Below are 14038 nucleotides of genomic sequence, written 5' to 3'. Positions count from 1 at the left end.
TCGATGAAGCTCGCCACCCTGCGCCTGGACGGCGCCACCGCACCCGTACTCGTCCACGAAAACACCGCCACCGTCATCGACGGCTATACCGACCTGTCCGATCTGCTGACCGCTCCGGACTGGAAAACACTGGCAGAGCAGGCCTCGGGCCGCACTGTCGAGCTCGCGGGCGCCGAGTACGCACCGGTCGTCCCCAACCCGAGCAAGATCATCTGTGTCGGCCTGAACTATGCCACCCACATCAAGGAGATGGGCCGGGAACTGCCGGAATACCCGACGCTGTTCTCGAAGTTCAAAGAGGCGCTGACCGGACCCTACGACGACGTGATCGTGCCCGCCTACGCCGCCGCACAACTGGACTGGGAGGCGGAATTGGCCGTCGTGATCGGCCGACGCGCATATCAGGTATCCGAGGCCGCCGCCGAGGACTACATCGCCGGCTACTCGGTGATCAACGACTACACGATGCGCGACTACCAGTACCGCTCCCTGCAGTGGGACCAGGGCAAGACCTTCGAGAAGACCAGCGGTTTCGGGCCGTTCCTGGTCACCGACTACGCCCTGGGCACCCGCATAGAAACCCGCCTCGACGGCGAGGTGATGCAGAGCGATGTCACCGACGACCTGGTATTCACCCCGGCCCTTCTGATCGACTACATCTCCCATGTCGTCACGCTGCAGCCCGGTGACGTCATCATCACCGGCACCACCGGTGGTGTCGGCCACGCCCGCAAGCCCGCGCGCTACATCCAGGACGGGCAGACCGTCGAGGTCAGCATCGACGGTCTCGGCTCCATACGAAACACCACGATCGTCGACAAGGCCGCCCGCAGTGGAATTCGATGAACTCGAGCTCGACGAACGGCTGCTGATAGCCCGTAGCGGCACCGCGTATTTCGCCCAGTGCCTGGCCGAACTGTCCGACCGCGACCTCGACGGCGACACCCTGCTGCCCGGCTGGACACGGCGACATCTACTCGCCCACGTCGGCTACAACGCCGCCGCACTGTGCCGACTGCTCGATTGGGCCGCCACCGGCATCGAAACGCCGATGTACGCCTCGACCGAACAGCGGGCGCGCGAGATCGACGAGGGTGCCACGCTGGGACCGGCGGCCCTGCGAAACCTGTTCAGCCACAACGTAGCCCGGCTCGATGAGCGATGGCGCGATCTTCCGGCCCGGGCATGGACGGCGCAGGTTCGCACCGCACAGGGGCGCACGGTGCCCGCCGTGGAAACCAGTTGGATGCGCACCCGCGAGGTGTGGATCCACGCCGTCGATCTCGCGAGCGGAGGGCGATTCGGTGATTTCCCGACCGTCGTGCTCGATTCACTGCTGACCGACATCATCGGTGTGTGGCACCGGAAGGACCTGGGAACAGGCCTTGTCCTCGCAGTCGACGGCCGAGCAGCCCGTGCGGTAAGCCAGGACTCTCCTGCGACCAACACCGTGTCCGGCCCACTCGCGGGCGTGGTCCGCTGGGCTACCGGCCGCGGCGCCGCCGGGGTGCAGATCCAAGTCGATGGCCTGACACCACCGAGCTGGTTGTGAACCAACGATGAGAGGTTTCGCAGCCCGAAGCGGAGGACAAGCCGCCCTCCCGGGCGAGGGCGGGCGCATCGACGATCGCGCGGGCCCCGCCGTAGTCGGGCAGCCTTCTCCTGGCATGGGACACAATGCAACTCGCGGCACGGGCGCCGCGCAGCGCGTGACACTCAGACCTGGCACCAGGTCTACGACGACGGGCGGCTGGACTCTCTACCGCAATCCCGACCGGCAGCGTCGGGGGCCGCCCGTTATCTTTCTTCGCGGCATTCGCAACGCTTCGTTTACAGAAGGCTGCTTCGGCAGCGCACTGAAGTGATGTGGATCAGTTGGCTGCCACCACGACTTTCAGGGCCTCGCTGCCTCGTGTCGACATCTCGAGCGCGTCTTCAACAGCGTTCAACCCGAAGGTGTGGGTAACGATCGCCGAGATATCGAGCTTTCCCGCCTCGATCAGATCGATCGTCGGGCGCCACTCGTCCTCGTCATAGCCGCTGCTCGACAGCAGACTGAGCTGCTTGGAAACGATGGTCACCGCATCAATCGTGAGCGGCTTCTTGTGGATTCCGAAGAAAATGATTCGCGCGTTGAACTTCGCCGCATTGAGCGCCGTGTCCACCGCTGAACTTACCCCTGCTGTGTCGATATAGATGTCGGTTCCGACTCCGGGCGTCGCACCACGGAAATCGCCATGATGCTCCCTGAGGAAGGCTTCGACGTCGGATTCAGCGGGGTTTACGACGGCCCTCGCTCCCATCTTCGTCGCGAGCGCCAAGCGACTTTCGGTCACGTCGGCCATGATGACATCATCAATTCCGAGAGCGATGAAGGCCTGCAGAGCAGCTAGGCCCATCGTGCCGGCACCGAATATGACCACCTTCTCGCCAGGTTGCGGATTGCCTCGTCTCGCGAGGTGGAAGCCGGTAACCGCCGGCTCGATGGTGACCGCGGCGGCTTGTGGCAGGGCGTCCGAGATCGGGAAAAGATTGTGCTCGTGGACAGCATTGTTGATCTTGACAAAGTCCGCGAACCCTCCCGCTCTGACTGCATCCATGTGCAGGCCAGGGTTGATCAGGCAGGGATTCACTACCACGCGCTGGCCCACCGTCAGACCAGTGGTCTCGCTCCCCACCTTCTCGATACGCCCGACGATCTCGTGACCAAACTTTGTGGGCGCTTGGTACACCCCCGTCGCGTCACCGTCCTTGTACGCCTGCATGTCAGTGCCGCAGATGCCACAAGCCTCAACCTTGACCAGCGCATCCTTGGGGCCGATCTCCGGTACCTGGACATTGTCGAGCTCGACCTCGTGGGCAGCGCCCAGTATCGCTTGTCTCATTGGAAACCTCCTTGTTCACCCGGAATCCCAAGTGAAACATTTGTGTACGTTTACCGTCAAATAAATCGCGGGGTGGCGGCGCACCAAGGTCATCATCGAATCCAGCGGGGGCACCCGGCCAACTCGCCGAAGTGATGGCAATGGTCACCGACGGCGGCCGGGTACAGGAAGTCGGCATCGCGAAAGCCGAACCGGCGCTGGACATTCGCTCGATGATCTTCCGTAAATCACACTGGACACGACGCTTGACCGTCTGCGACACCGACGCGCCCGCGGCGCTGCACATCCTCATCGATACCAGCGCGCGGCGACACCGATTCCCGCGACGACCCACCACCGTCATCGCCGCTGACCGGCCGTCATACTGCTGCGGAATTTCCGACGGCAACCCTTCACCGGTCTGGAATCTGTCGATCGACCTGGCGCTCGCGCAGGCCGCCGCGATCGGCGAGGCATTCCGGCCGCTGGTCGGTGCCGAAGCGGAATCGGAGAAGTTGTTCGCGCCCTGTGCGCGATCGCGGGCCGGATGCGCGCACAGGCCGACGTGGACGTCGCTGCGGGCCATGGGCTTTCTCCTGAAGCGAGTATCGCCGCTGGTCGATCTACTATCTGACCCAACATTTGCGGATCCAGGCCCGCATCGCCACACCAGGCGCGCGTGTCCTAACTGCACCAATGGGTCGGATCGACTCGACAGTCGCTGCCAGTGATGCGGTTCCGATGCTGCGATCGGCGGGGACCTGCCGCGATCGCGCGTGAGATCGTATCGAAGGCACTCGCCGGCCATTGACAACGCTCCATTCTCCCGATCAGATGCTGAAAGGGCTCGTCATCGGCTACCCCTGGCACCCGTAGTCCACATTACGGTTCGACAATCTCAGCAGGAACCTTGCTGATCCCATCCTTGATGAGATTCATGATGCGATTCGCGACAACCTGGCGCCGGTCTGATGAACTCTGGCCGATGATGGTTCCCAGCATGTCCTTTACCAGTGAGACATCGCTGATCGAGAAATCAGAGCGCAACGTCTCCCCGTCTTTGGCTGTACTGATCGGCTCCTTGAAAACCGCATGGAATCGTCTGTCGAAACTTCGGAGCTCTGGCGAGCCTGTACCGAAGAAGCGCCAGGAATCCACCAGAACTGGGTTCTGGACGAGTTGCTTCGAAATATATTCAAATAATCTGAAGACCTTGCTTGCGTCATCGGGTTGGCTGGCCGCATGAGTTTCAAGGCCGATCAGTGCCTCATCTGTCAGCGCGGTTATAAGGGCGCTACGGTCCGCGAAATTTCGATAGAAAGTCGCCCTACTCACTCCTGCCGCGTCGATGACGGCATCGAGCGGAACGGAAATTCCGTTCTCGAGGAAGACTCTCGCGGCCGCCTCGAGGAGCTGTACTCTATTCGCCCTGGCATCTGCCCTCTGTCTTTGCACCACAGCCTCCTACTTCACCGGGCCAGCTCGCGCTCGTCAAGCTTATGACAGGCCGGAATGGGGACAGCGGCAACGAACGACCACACCAGTCGGCTTCCCACCGAGCACCCGAATCCCGAGCGGGCACTCGGCGACACTCCTCTCCCGCCGCGGTCGGTCAGCGTCACGGTCTATGCCCTCTCGGCGTGCTCGCCGCGTGGACAGCGGTTGATGCCCGATTACAGTCCCCACTGAATCCAGGCCGACTATACGAGGCACTGAGCCTTGATCCGTGGACGAGCTCGGGGGGTGCCGCGGCCGGGTCGGCCGCGACACCTCGGTGGTGTGCCGATTGCTGTACGGGGGCAGTCGCCGATCTGTCCAGCTTTGCCGCTTCGTTCTCGGTTCGGGCCCTGGTCGGGCGATGGTCGAGCGCTGACGGCTTGTGGCGGTGTGTTACCGATTGCATTGCGCCACAAGGCAAGCCAGGACTCGGCCCAGGGCCGAGTGGGTGGGCAGGAAGTGCGGGACGGGTCGTCACGCGCGGCGGACCAGGCCGGGATGTTGACGATATTGCGGCGCAGAATAGCCGGCGGTGTGAGCCGCCGGCGCGGGTTCTACCGGCGCGCAGCAGGTTGTGGGCGATCGCGGCGCGAAGCGTCGGCATGGTTCAGATCCAAGTCGGAAGCGCCTGTTCAGCGTAGCGGGTGCCGAACCCGCCGTTGGGCAGGATCTGATCGATCGCAGCGAGATCAGCCGCGGTCAGGACCACCTCGGCGGCACCGATGTTTTCCTCCACGCGTCGGGCGTTACGTGTGCCGGGAATCGGCACAATGTGCTCGCCTCGGCTGAGCAGCCACGCCAGCGCGAGCTGCGACACGGTGATTCCCTTGGTCGCGGCCAACTCGCTCAGGCGGCGCACCGCATCGACGTTCTTCTCGAAATTGCCCGGCTGCCACCGCGGATCGGAGTTGCGGTAATCGCTCGGGTCGTATTCCCCAGCGGGCTTGGCACCACCGGTGATGAACCCGCGACCCAATGGCGAGTAGGCGACGAACCCGATACCCAGCTCCTCCAGCGTCGGAAACAACTGCTCGACGTCGCGTTCGAACAACGAGTACTCGGTTTGCAGCACCGACACCGGCTGCACGGCATGGGCGCGTCGAATCGTCTCCGAACCGGCCTCGCTCAGGCCGAAGTAGCTGACCTTGCCCTCCTTGATGAGTTCACCCACCGCGCCCGCGACGTCCTCGATCGGCACGTCTGGATCCACCCGGTGCTGGTAGAGCAGGTCGAGGTGGTCGATGTCGAGGTTGCGCAGGCTGTTGTCGACGACTTCGCGAATATGCTCGGGCCGGGAATTCAGGCCGAAGTCGCGGGTGAAACCGAACTTGGTGGCGATCACAACCTCGTGACGGAAACCTGCCACCGCGCGGCCGACGACCTTCTCGTTATCGCCCCACCCGTAGAGCTCGGCGGTATCGAAAAGGGTGACGCCCAGCTCGTGGGCGCGTTGGATCGTGGCGATGCCCTCCTGAGTGTCGCTGGGACCGTAGGCCATGGAGATCCCCATCGAGCCGTATCCAATGGCCGAGGTCGTCAATCCCTGGTTGCCGAGTGTCCTGTTGCGCATGAGAATCCCTTTCCTGTTCGAACCGAACTGTTTGGTTTGATCGTACGTCTCCGAACTACATCAGTCAAACCGAACAGTTCGGTTTTGGTAGCTGAGTGAACGATCTCACGAACTCGTGCCGATTCGACCCGCGATCACACCCTCACCAGGGCCAAATCCGAGTTCTCCCACTACGGCATCACCGGCGCGCGGGTTGAGTGGATCGCCGAGATCAACAACGGCGTGTCTACGTCAATTCCGCAAGGAGAACTTCTACCAGCTCATCGCATCCGAGAGCTGGCCGCGATCGCCGAGGCCACCCGCATGGATCCGACCAACCTTCCCGCTGCGTGGACCGGGTCCACGACCACCTCATCGCCGACGCCGAACGATCACGGCTGATGCACTGGGGCCAACTCGAACTCACCGACAACAGTACCGACGACCCGATCGTGCACCGCAAACCGAACAGGTGTGGCAAGCACAAGCAGCCGGACACCTCGCCCCGTCCTGCGACCCGCTCGACATCTTGGCCTTTTCGTCAACCAACTCGCATGTTCTGGGCCGGATAGCCCGAGCTGCTGCCGCAGCCCGACAACCTGCATGAGCTCGCAGCACGCCGGGCCGCGATCATCACCGCGGTCGAACGCTTGTTTCCGTCCTCCCACCACATTGAGTCACACGAACTGACCAGCACCGGCTGATGTCCGACTCGCGCTCACGTCGAGCACCAGAGGCGGGGCGTCATCCCCGGCCTCGGTCGGTCACTCGATCAGTTCGGGGCAGGCCGAGTACTTCGAGGTCCGCACTGTCACCGAAGACTCTCGGTCGGCAGCCCCTCGTCGATACACCGTGACGGTTCAGGGTTGGAGGAGGGTTTTGATAGCGCGTCGTTGGTCCATGGCGGCATAACCTTCGCCGGCTTGATTGAGGGATAGGGTGAGGTCGAAGACTTTGCCGGGGTCGATATCGCCGCGGGTGACGCGGTTGATCAGGTCGGGCAGGAATCGCCGCACGGGTGCGGGTCCGCCGTGGAGGTGGGTGTGGCTGTAGAACAATTCTCCGCCGGGCAGCGAAACACCGTGGGCGACACCGACATAGCCGACGTGGCCGTCGGGGCGAGTGGATCGGATGGCTTGCATCATAGATTCCTGGGTACCGACGGCTTCGATCACCGAGTGGGCGCCGAGTCCGTCGGTGAGTTCCTTGATTTGTTCAGCGCCGGCGTCGCCGCGTTCTGTGACGATGTCGGTGGCACCGAACTCGAGAGCGAGCCGCTGGCGAGTTTCGTGGCGGGAGAACGCAATTATGCGTTCGGCGCCGAGTTCGTGGGCGGCCATAACCGCGAGCAGACCGACCGCGCCATCGCCGACCACGGCAACGGTCTTGCCAGGGCCGGCTTCGGCGGCGACGGCGCCGAACCATCCGGTACCGAGCACGTCGGAGGTGGCGAGCAGGCTGGGCAGCATGCCGGGGTCGGGTGTTTCGGGGGTGGCGACGAGGGTGCCGTCGGCGAGTGGGACCCGCAGGTATTGGGCTTGGGCGCCGTTCGCACCGACGTATTCGCGGTGCACGCAACTGGTTTGGTAGCCGGCGCGGCAGATCTCACAGGTGTTGTCGGAGGCGAAGAAGGACCCGATCACGGTCTGGCCGGGTTTGATGCCGGTGACTTCGGAGCCGACCTCCTCGACAACGCCGACATACTCGTGCCCCATCGGGGTGGGTGCGGTGACGGGGTTGACGCCGCGGTAGTCCCACAAATCTGATCCGCATACGCAGGTGGCGGACATGGCGATGATCGCGTCGGTGGGTGCGATCAGGGTGGGATCGTCACGGTGTTCGTATCGGACATCGCCGGGCGCGTGCAGCACGGCACCGTACATGCCTGACTCCTTTTCTTGGCAGTTGTGATCAGTTGGGCTGGTGTGGTTTTCAGTCGCCGAAGACCTGTTTGGCGACGGTCATCGCGCTCATGCCGTTGGGCCAGCCGCAGTAGAAGGCCAGGTGGGTGATCGCTTCCTTGAGTTCGGTCTCGGTGACGCCGTTGCGGCGGGCGTAGTCGAGGTGGAAGGTGAGCTGGTCGGTCTTGCCCATCGCGGTGAGCGCGGCGACGGTGATCAGGCTGCGATCGCGCTTGGACAGCCCATCGCGTTCCCACACCTCGTCGAACAGGATCTTGTCGGTGTAATGGACCAGACCTGGCGCGAAGTCGCCGAACGCGCGTGCTCCCCCGGTCCAGCCGGTGCTCTGCTCCTGTGTCATCACTGCGTCCTTTCCTCGTCGGGGTTTGATGCGCTGGACTGTGGGTCGAGCCGCAAGGTGGCGGCGACGGCCTGCTCGGCGAGCATCGGGCGCAGGTAACTGTCGCCGTAGCGGGCGTATTTGGTGCGGTAGGCGGCATCGACCGACTTGCGTACCTCCGCGCCGGGGTGGACAAAGGTGACGTCCCGATCGATGCCGTCGGCGCGGATGCGGCCGTGCGAGTCCTGCTGGGCGTGGCGGTACCAGGCGCCAACGGTGCCGCGGTGGGAGCGCACATACAACCCGCCGTCGGCGGCAACGATCCAGATCGGCACGAACGTGCGCTGGGACCCGTCACGTCGGCGAGTGCTGATCCGGATTTCCTCGACGCTGCCCCAGCGCGCGAGATCTTCTGGTGTCCACACGGTTTCGGTCATCGCTTCTCCTCGGTTGGGGGCAGGAACAGGGCCAGGGCCGCGGCAGCGACAAGGACGGCAGCAGCGATGAGCAGGCTGGTGCGGACACCGGCCAGGAAGGTGTCGGGATGGGTGAGCAGTCCACCGAACACCGCCACCGCGAGCGCGCCGCCGATCTGGCGGCTGGTGTTGAAGACCCCGGAGGCAACTCCGGCTTGCTGGGCGGGTACGGCGTCGAGCAAGATCGCGGTCGCCGGCGGTGATACGGTCGGCCCGCCGAGCCCGACGAGCAGCATCAGCGCGGCTAGCCCCCACAACGGAATCGACGCGGCGATCAGGCCGATGACGGCAAGACCGATAGCCATCAGTGCGAGTCCGGCGACGATGACCGGTTTGCGGGGGAATCGCGCGGAGAACGGGGTCAGTGCGGCGCCGATGAGCATCATCGGCACGAACACCAGCCCTGTCTGCCATGCGGTCAGCCCGCGGTGCTGTTGCAGGAACAGGCTGATCACGAATGGCAGCCCGTAGTAGCCGACCATGAACGCGAACCCGGTGACCACCGGGATCACCACGGTGCGCGAACCGAACAACCCCCGTGGCAACATCGGATGCATCACCCGGCGTTGAGCGATGACGAACCCGGCCAGCGCGGCCGCAGCGAGTGCGAATGCCGCGAGCACTGTGGCTGAGCCGAACCCGTGAGCACCGGCCTCGATCGCGGCGAGCGTCAGCGCGCTCATGGCGACGAGACCGGTGAGCTGCCCGATCGGATCGAACGGCACCAGCCGCCGGGGGCTGGGCTGAGTCCGAGCGGCCAGCCACAAGGCCACCGCGCCGGCAGGCAGGTTGAGGAAGAAGATCAGCCGCCAGTCGACCATGGTCAGCACGCCGCCAAGGACCGGACCTGCCGAGGAGGCCACCGCACCGCCCATCGCCCACAGCGCGAGCGCCCGCGCCCGCGCCGCCGGATCCGGGAACCCCTGGCGGATCAGTGCCATCGACGCCGGCATCATCGCCGCAGCCGCCGCGCCTTGCATGAATCGTGCACCGACCAGGGCAGGCAGGGTCGGGGCGAGACCACAGGCGATCGAAGCCAGCACGAACGCTGCCGTTCCGATCGAGAACGCGCGGCGGGCACCGACGCGGTCGCTTACCGATCCAGCTGTCAGCAGCAATGCGGCAAACATCAGCGTATAGCCGTCCACCACCCACTGCAGTCCGGCCACGCCGCCACCCAGGTCGGTGCGGATCGACGGCAGCGTCACGTTCACCACGACCGCGTCCAGGGTGACGACGAAGAACCCGAGCACCGCCGCAGCAAGCGCCGACCGTGCATGACGATCACCGAAAACCGGGTCGGGTACGCGAGCGTCCGCGTGGATCAACGGCGGCTGTGCTGGGGTGCGGGAGATGGTCACGACATCCAGGAAACCGCTGTTGCCACGCGGGTGGGAGGTCGCGTTATGGGGGGTAGTGATTCGACCTCCCTTTCTGTCGCGTCGCTCGTAGCGTGGGTGGGGTGGACAACCGAGCCGAGATCAGAGACTTCCTGGCGACACGGCGGGCCAAGCTCACCCCCGAACAGGTCGGGCTCCCCGCCGGTGGGCGGCGTCGCGTACCTGGGCTGCGCCGCGAAGAGGTCGCTGTGCTCGCCGGGGTCAGCACCGACTGGTACATCCGCCTGGAAAAGGGGCACATCAGTGGAGTATCCGACGATGTCCTATACGCGGTCGCCCGCGCGCTGCAACTCACCGACGCCGAACGCGAGCACCTGTTCAACCTCGCCCGCACGGCCAAACCCGCACGAACACCTCGCCGCCGCGGCAAATCCCAGATCCCGGCCAGCGTGCAACGGGTCCTGGACTCCATGACCGGCGCCGCCGCATTCGTGCGCAACGGCCGCCTCGACATCCTGGCCAACAACCAGCTCGGGCGGGCGCTCTACTCACCGGTACTCGACAACCCCGCCCACCGCGCCAACATCGCCCGTTTCGACTTCCTCGACCCGCGCGCCAGCGACTACTACCCCGATTACGACGGCGCACTCGCGGTCGCGGTCGCGCTGCTACGCACCGAGACCGGTCGCAACCCAGACGATCCGGAGCTCACCGCATTGATCGGTGAGTTGGCTACCCACAGCGAGGCCTTCCGCACCCGTTGGGCCGCCCACGATGTGCGCCTGCACCGCGGCGGTATCAAGACCTTCCACCACCCCGTCGTCGGATATCTCGAACTCGCCTACGACTCCATGGAACTCGTCGCCGCACCCGGTCTCATCCTCACCGCCTACACCGCCGAACCGGCCAGCCCGTCGGCGGACGCGCTCGCCCTGCTCGCGACCTGGGCCGCCACCGAACGCACCGCCTCCCACACCGACGCGGACAGCGACGCCACCAGCCAGTCACCCAATTGACCCTAGCCACAGCGCTGCAACACAACCCGACAAGGAGCCGAATCGTGGAACTGACCACGCCCACCCCCACCGTCAAAGGCCCTGAGAAGAATTTCACCGGCGACGTCTACGTCAACCCCATCAAGAAACCCGCCGAACCGTCGCGGCTCATCGCCAGTATCGTGCGGTTCACCCCGGGCGCCCGTACCAACTGGCACTCCCACGCCCTGGGCCAAACCCTGTACTGCACCGACGGTGCCGGACTCGTGGTCAATCGCGACGGCACCGTCATCCGCCTCACCCCTGGCGACACCGTGTGGACCCCACCCGGCGAAGAACACTGGCACGGCGCCGGCATCGACTGCATGATGAGCCACATCGCCATGCTCGAAGGCACCGACACCGGCGACGGCGCCACCTGGCTCGAACCCGTCACCGACGAGCAATACAAACAAGCCAACCAGAACTCATAACCGTACGCCTCGGGAACGCGCCACCTCCGGGGAGAACGAGATGTCGCCATCACCGAGTGGATCACCGGAAAGTACGCCGGCACAGTGTTCCTCGGCGTCGAGGTCAACGACCGATGTGGTCCAGGGAAGTGGACGCTGACCCGATGATCTCCCACACGTCGGTCCAGGCCGAGCGTGACAAGACTCGCGCAAGGAGCAGCTCGCCGCGATCCGCGCAGAACTCGACCGCATCGCCGCCACCCGCACCGTAACCGGAGAACCCGAAAGCGGAGGCGAGCAATGCTTCGACGAACCGCACCGCAACGCCGAATGCGCACTGCGCGACCGCCCCAGCCTGGGGCGATCGCGCATACAGCACCCGAGCGCCGGGCGGTCGTCATCGATACCGCAGCAACCACCGACGCCTACTCCAGAGGAGCATACGAGTCGGGCTATTTGTCGCCGGATGCGTTGGCCGCGGGGAATAGTCGCTCGACTGCACCGACGATGGCCGCGCGGCGGGCGGCCAGGAACTCGGCGCGTTCGGCTGCGGGGCCGGCGGAGTCGGCGAGGTCGGGTTGGTCGACCCACGCGGTAGCGAGCTGGTTCACGAACACCAGAATGTCGATGGGATCCCACGCCGGGTCGAGGTGACCGTCACGTTGCGCGCGACGGAGCTGCTCGGTCTTGCGGGCCATCGCCACCCGCGTGGGATCGCCCGGCCCACCACCACCGAATTCGAGCTGTCCCCACTTCATGAGGCGATGGTTGTCGGGATGGGCGAGGAAGTAGTCGTGGATCTGCCCGGCAAAGCCGGGCAGATCAGCGGGATCCATCTGAGTCGCTTCCTCGATCGCGGCCAACTCCTCGGCCGCGATGTGCTGGTAGAGATTCTCTTTGCTGCGGAAATACGCGTAGACGCGTTCCTTGCTGGTCTTGGCGGTCTTCGCGATCCGATCCACCCGCGCGCCCGCGATCCCGTACCGGGCGAACTCGGCTTTCGCGGCGCCAGCAATGCGGTCACGAGTCGAGTCGACAGCAACTGAGGGCGACATCCACCCACCTTATCAGACCGAACCGTTCGGTTCGACTACGGAAGAATATTGACGTACGGTCAAACTGCACGGTTCGGATCGATCAGGAGTATTCATGTAGTCCGGAACCTTCCGGAACTGAGATACGTTGAAGCCGTTGCCTTTTCAACACGCCACGCTGAACTACAGCCAACCCTGCGGCCCGTCACCCAGCAGTCGGGAGCAACAGAGACAATCCACCGCTTGCGAATAAGCGTTAGTGTCTTTTTCGCGTGGGCGAGGTCGTGGCGTGGCAACACCCGGCGCACCGGACCCGGAACCGGCCGAAAACAGTGTTCACGCTTGCGGACCGCGTCGCGATCCGGATACGCCACCAGTCCTGGCGCATTTCGCCCTTGCACGCCGATACCTGCACCCTCGATGGTGCCGTGCGGCTGACATACACTCCGCATCGCTGCCGAGCCCGGGCGAACACACCAGGCAGATTATGACGTTGGCCTGGCTCCACGCCCGAACCATGTGGCTCTATGCGTTCGGGCTCCACCGCAACAACGGTCGCGAGCTCTACCTGAGCGCAACGGTGGCTCGATCGACGAACCACCGTGCATCGAACGCATCGGATCTCAGAGTCTGGGGTTTGCCCCCGCCGCAACGGTGAGCAACTGGCCCGAGACGTTGCGCGACTCTTCCGATGCCAGATAGAGAACCGCGTTCGCGATGTCCTCGCCCGTATTGAACCGACCGAGCGTGCCACCGGTCTCGTACATCGTCTCGAAGGTGGGCGCGTCCCAATCACCGGTGTTGTGTTCGTTCGTCTGAGTGCCGCCAGGCGCGACCGCGTTGACGTTGATGTTGTACGGGCCGAGCTGAATGGCGCATGAGCGTGTGAACGACACCACCGCCGCCTTCGCCGCCGAGTAGTGCGCGTGCATGGGCTCTCCGGCCCAGGAGTTCGAGGCGATGTTGACGATCTTGCCCGCCTTGCGCTCCATCATTGCCGGTAGCACCAGTTGAGTGCAGTGAAACGTCGCGCGCATGTTGATGCCCCACGAGAACTCGAAGTCCTCCTCGCTGATCTCCCAAACGGGGTTCACGACCGGCCCGCGCACACCGCCCACGACGTTGACGAGCACGTCGATGCGGCCCCAACGGTCGAGCGCGGCGTTGATGAATTCCTCGGCACCGGAGCGGCGTGTCACGTTCGTCGTCACCGCGAACACGTCACCACCGAGCGGCGCGATCTGCTCCTGCCATCGGTCGGTCGCGCCCGCGACCCGGTCGTTGAGCGCGATGTCGGCGCCCTCTTGCGCAAGTCGAAGGGCGATCGCCCCGCCCATGCCACCGCCGGAGCCGGTTACGACAGCACGGACTCCCTGCAAACGGCCAGACCGGGTGGGCGCAGGCCGAGAAGCGTGTGAAGTGGACAAGGTGGCTCCTCCGTAGCGTATTCAATCAGTCATTCAATCGCATGTATAGCACAGCGAGCAGCTAATCATTAAATTATTTAGATAGGTTTCCGATTTCACGATAGTTGCCACACTCGAGCGGTATGCAACTCGGGTCTACGACATATCGGAGTCATTGTCCTGC

15 protein-coding genes are annotated in these 14038 nt (G+C 64.5%); 5 read left to right on the top strand and 10 right to left on the bottom strand.

What is annotated here, in order from left to right; translation table 11 throughout:
* The first annotated feature begins 3 nt into the window (after window positions 1-3).
* Both ACQPXH_RS11940 and ACQPXH_RS11935 read left to right on the top strand, forming a co-directional pair.
* A complete protein-coding gene (locus tag ACQPXH_RS11940; RefSeq protein WP_433602391.1) occupies window positions 4-846 on the top strand; it encodes a fumarylacetoacetate hydrolase family protein in 843 nt (280 codons plus the stop codon).
* Window positions 833-1552: a maleylpyruvate isomerase family mycothiol-dependent enzyme gene (locus ACQPXH_RS11935; protein WP_433602389.1), complete on the top strand. Its 720-nt coding sequence runs from the start codon at window positions 833-835 to the stop codon at window positions 1550-1552. The genes ACQPXH_RS11940 and ACQPXH_RS11935 overlap by 14 nt, the downstream gene beginning before the upstream one ends.
* A gap of 319 nt (window positions 1553-1871) precedes the next feature.
* Here the strand turns inward: ACQPXH_RS11935 and ACQPXH_RS11930 are convergent, their stop codons facing one another.
* Window positions 1872-2885 carry a zinc-dependent alcohol dehydrogenase gene (locus tag ACQPXH_RS11930; RefSeq protein WP_433602388.1) on the bottom strand — a complete coding sequence of 338 codons (1014 nt, stop codon included), beginning with the start codon at window positions 2883-2885 and terminating at the stop codon, window positions 1872-1874.
* Window positions 2886-3025: 140 nt separating this feature from the next.
* On the opposite strand from ACQPXH_RS11930, the gene ACQPXH_RS11925 reads away from it, so the two are divergent.
* Entirely contained in the window at window positions 3026-3595 is a 570-nt protein-coding gene (locus ACQPXH_RS11925) for a hypothetical protein (RefSeq protein ID WP_433602387.1), read from the top strand.
* Between the two features lie 151 nt (window positions 3596-3746).
* Here the strand turns inward: ACQPXH_RS11925 and ACQPXH_RS11920 are convergent, their stop codons facing one another.
* The 6 genes from ACQPXH_RS11920 to ACQPXH_RS11895 all read right to left on the bottom strand — a co-directional run bounded on the left by ACQPXH_RS11920 (window position 3747) and on the right by ACQPXH_RS11895 (window position 9988).
* Entirely contained in the window at window positions 3747-4319 is a 573-nt protein-coding gene (locus tag ACQPXH_RS11920) for a TetR/AcrR family transcriptional regulator (protein ID WP_433602386.1), read from the bottom strand.
* Between the two features lie 649 nt (window positions 4320-4968).
* Window positions 4969-5931, bottom strand: a complete 963-nt coding sequence (locus ACQPXH_RS11915) for an aldo/keto reductase (protein ID WP_433602384.1) — start codon at window positions 5929-5931, stop codon at window positions 4969-4971.
* 839 nt (window positions 5932-6770) lie between these two features.
* On the bottom strand, window positions 6771-7793 hold the full coding sequence (locus ACQPXH_RS11910; protein ID WP_433602383.1) for a zinc-dependent alcohol dehydrogenase family protein: 1023 nt from the start codon (window positions 7791-7793) through the stop codon (window positions 6771-6773).
* A gap of 49 nt (window positions 7794-7842) precedes the next feature.
* Window positions 7843-8172, bottom strand: coding sequence for a carboxymuconolactone decarboxylase family protein (locus ACQPXH_RS11905; protein WP_433602382.1), 330 nt, complete (start codon window positions 8170-8172; stop codon window positions 7843-7845).
* The gene (locus tag ACQPXH_RS11900) at window positions 8172-8588 is read right to left on the bottom strand and encodes a DUF2255 family protein (RefSeq protein ID WP_433602381.1); all 417 of its coding nucleotides are present in this window, start codon (window positions 8586-8588) and stop codon (window positions 8172-8174) included. The genes ACQPXH_RS11905 and ACQPXH_RS11900 overlap by 1 nt, the downstream gene beginning before the upstream one ends.
* Window positions 8585-9988 (bottom strand): MFS transporter, encoded by a 1404-nt coding sequence (locus ACQPXH_RS11895; protein WP_433602380.1) that lies wholly within the window; start codon window positions 9986-9988, stop codon window positions 8585-8587. Before ACQPXH_RS11895 ends, ACQPXH_RS11900 begins: the two co-directional genes overlap by 4 nt.
* A 101-nt stretch (window positions 9989-10089) precedes the next feature.
* On the opposite strand from ACQPXH_RS11895, the gene ACQPXH_RS11890 reads away from it, so the two are divergent.
* A complete protein-coding gene (locus ACQPXH_RS11890) occupies window positions 10090-10983 on the top strand; it encodes a helix-turn-helix transcriptional regulator (RefSeq protein ID WP_433602379.1) in 894 nt (297 codons plus the stop codon).
* A 44-nt stretch (window positions 10984-11027) separates the two neighbouring features.
* Window positions 11028-11435: a (R)-mandelonitrile lyase gene (locus ACQPXH_RS11885; RefSeq protein WP_433602378.1), complete on the top strand. Its 408-nt coding sequence runs from the start codon at window positions 11028-11030 to the stop codon at window positions 11433-11435.
* Between the two features lie 103 nt (window positions 11436-11538).
* On the opposite strand, the gene ACQPXH_RS11880 is transcribed toward ACQPXH_RS11885, so the two are convergent.
* The 3 genes from ACQPXH_RS11880 to ACQPXH_RS11870 all read right to left on the bottom strand — a co-directional run bounded on the left by ACQPXH_RS11880 (window position 11539) and on the right by ACQPXH_RS11870 (window position 13827).
* Window positions 11539-11733: a hypothetical protein gene (locus ACQPXH_RS11880; protein ID WP_433602376.1), complete on the bottom strand. Its 195-nt coding sequence runs from the start codon at window positions 11731-11733 to the stop codon at window positions 11539-11541.
* 133 nt (window positions 11734-11866) lie between these two features.
* Entirely contained in the window at window positions 11867-12469 is a 603-nt protein-coding gene (locus ACQPXH_RS11875) for a TetR family transcriptional regulator (protein WP_433602375.1), read from the bottom strand.
* 602 nt (window positions 12470-13071) lie between these two features.
* Window positions 13072-13827 carry an SDR family NAD(P)-dependent oxidoreductase gene (locus ACQPXH_RS11870; RefSeq protein ID WP_433603421.1) on the bottom strand — a complete coding sequence of 252 codons (756 nt, stop codon included), beginning with the start codon at window positions 13825-13827 and terminating at the stop codon, window positions 13072-13074.
* Between the last annotated feature and the right edge of the window lie 211 nt (window positions 13828-14038).

Origin of the sequence: Nocardia sp. CA-135953, from assembly GCF_050955735.1 — a bacterium.
Taxonomy (GTDB): Bacteria; Actinomycetota; Actinomycetes; order Mycobacteriales; family Mycobacteriaceae; genus Nocardia.
The sequence above is the reverse complement of the archived record's forward strand: the minus strand, read 5'-3'. Positions and strand labels throughout refer to the sequence as shown.

Bases quoted from the DNA above. Each gene is read 5' to 3' on its own strand.
- ACQPXH_RS11940 (WP_433602391.1), top strand. From the start codon at position 4: ATGAAGCTCGCCACCCTGCGCCTGGACGGCGCCACCGCACCCGTACTC.
- ACQPXH_RS11930 (WP_433602388.1), bottom strand. From the start codon at position 2,885: ATGAGACAAGCGATACTGGGCGCTGCCCACGAGGTCGAGCTCGACAAT.
- ACQPXH_RS11925 (WP_433602387.1), top strand. From the start codon at position 3,026: ATGGTCACCGACGGCGGCCGGGTACAGGAAGTCGGCATCGCGAAAGCC.
- ACQPXH_RS11915 (WP_433602384.1), bottom strand. From the start codon at position 5,931: ATGCGCAACAGGACACTCGGCAACCAGGGATTGACGACCTCGGCCATT.
- ACQPXH_RS11910 (WP_433602383.1), bottom strand. From the start codon at position 7,793: ATGTACGGTGCCGTGCTGCACGCGCCCGGCGATGTCCGATACGAACAC.
- ACQPXH_RS11905 (WP_433602382.1), bottom strand. From the start codon at position 8,172: ATGACACAGGAGCAGAGCACCGGCTGGACCGGGGGAGCACGCGCGTTC.
- ACQPXH_RS11900 (WP_433602381.1), bottom strand. From the start codon at position 8,588: ATGACCGAAACCGTGTGGACACCAGAAGATCTCGCGCGCTGGGGCAGC.
- ACQPXH_RS11875 (WP_433602375.1), bottom strand. From the start codon at position 12,469: ATGTCGCCCTCAGTTGCTGTCGACTCGACTCGTGACCGCATTGCTGGC.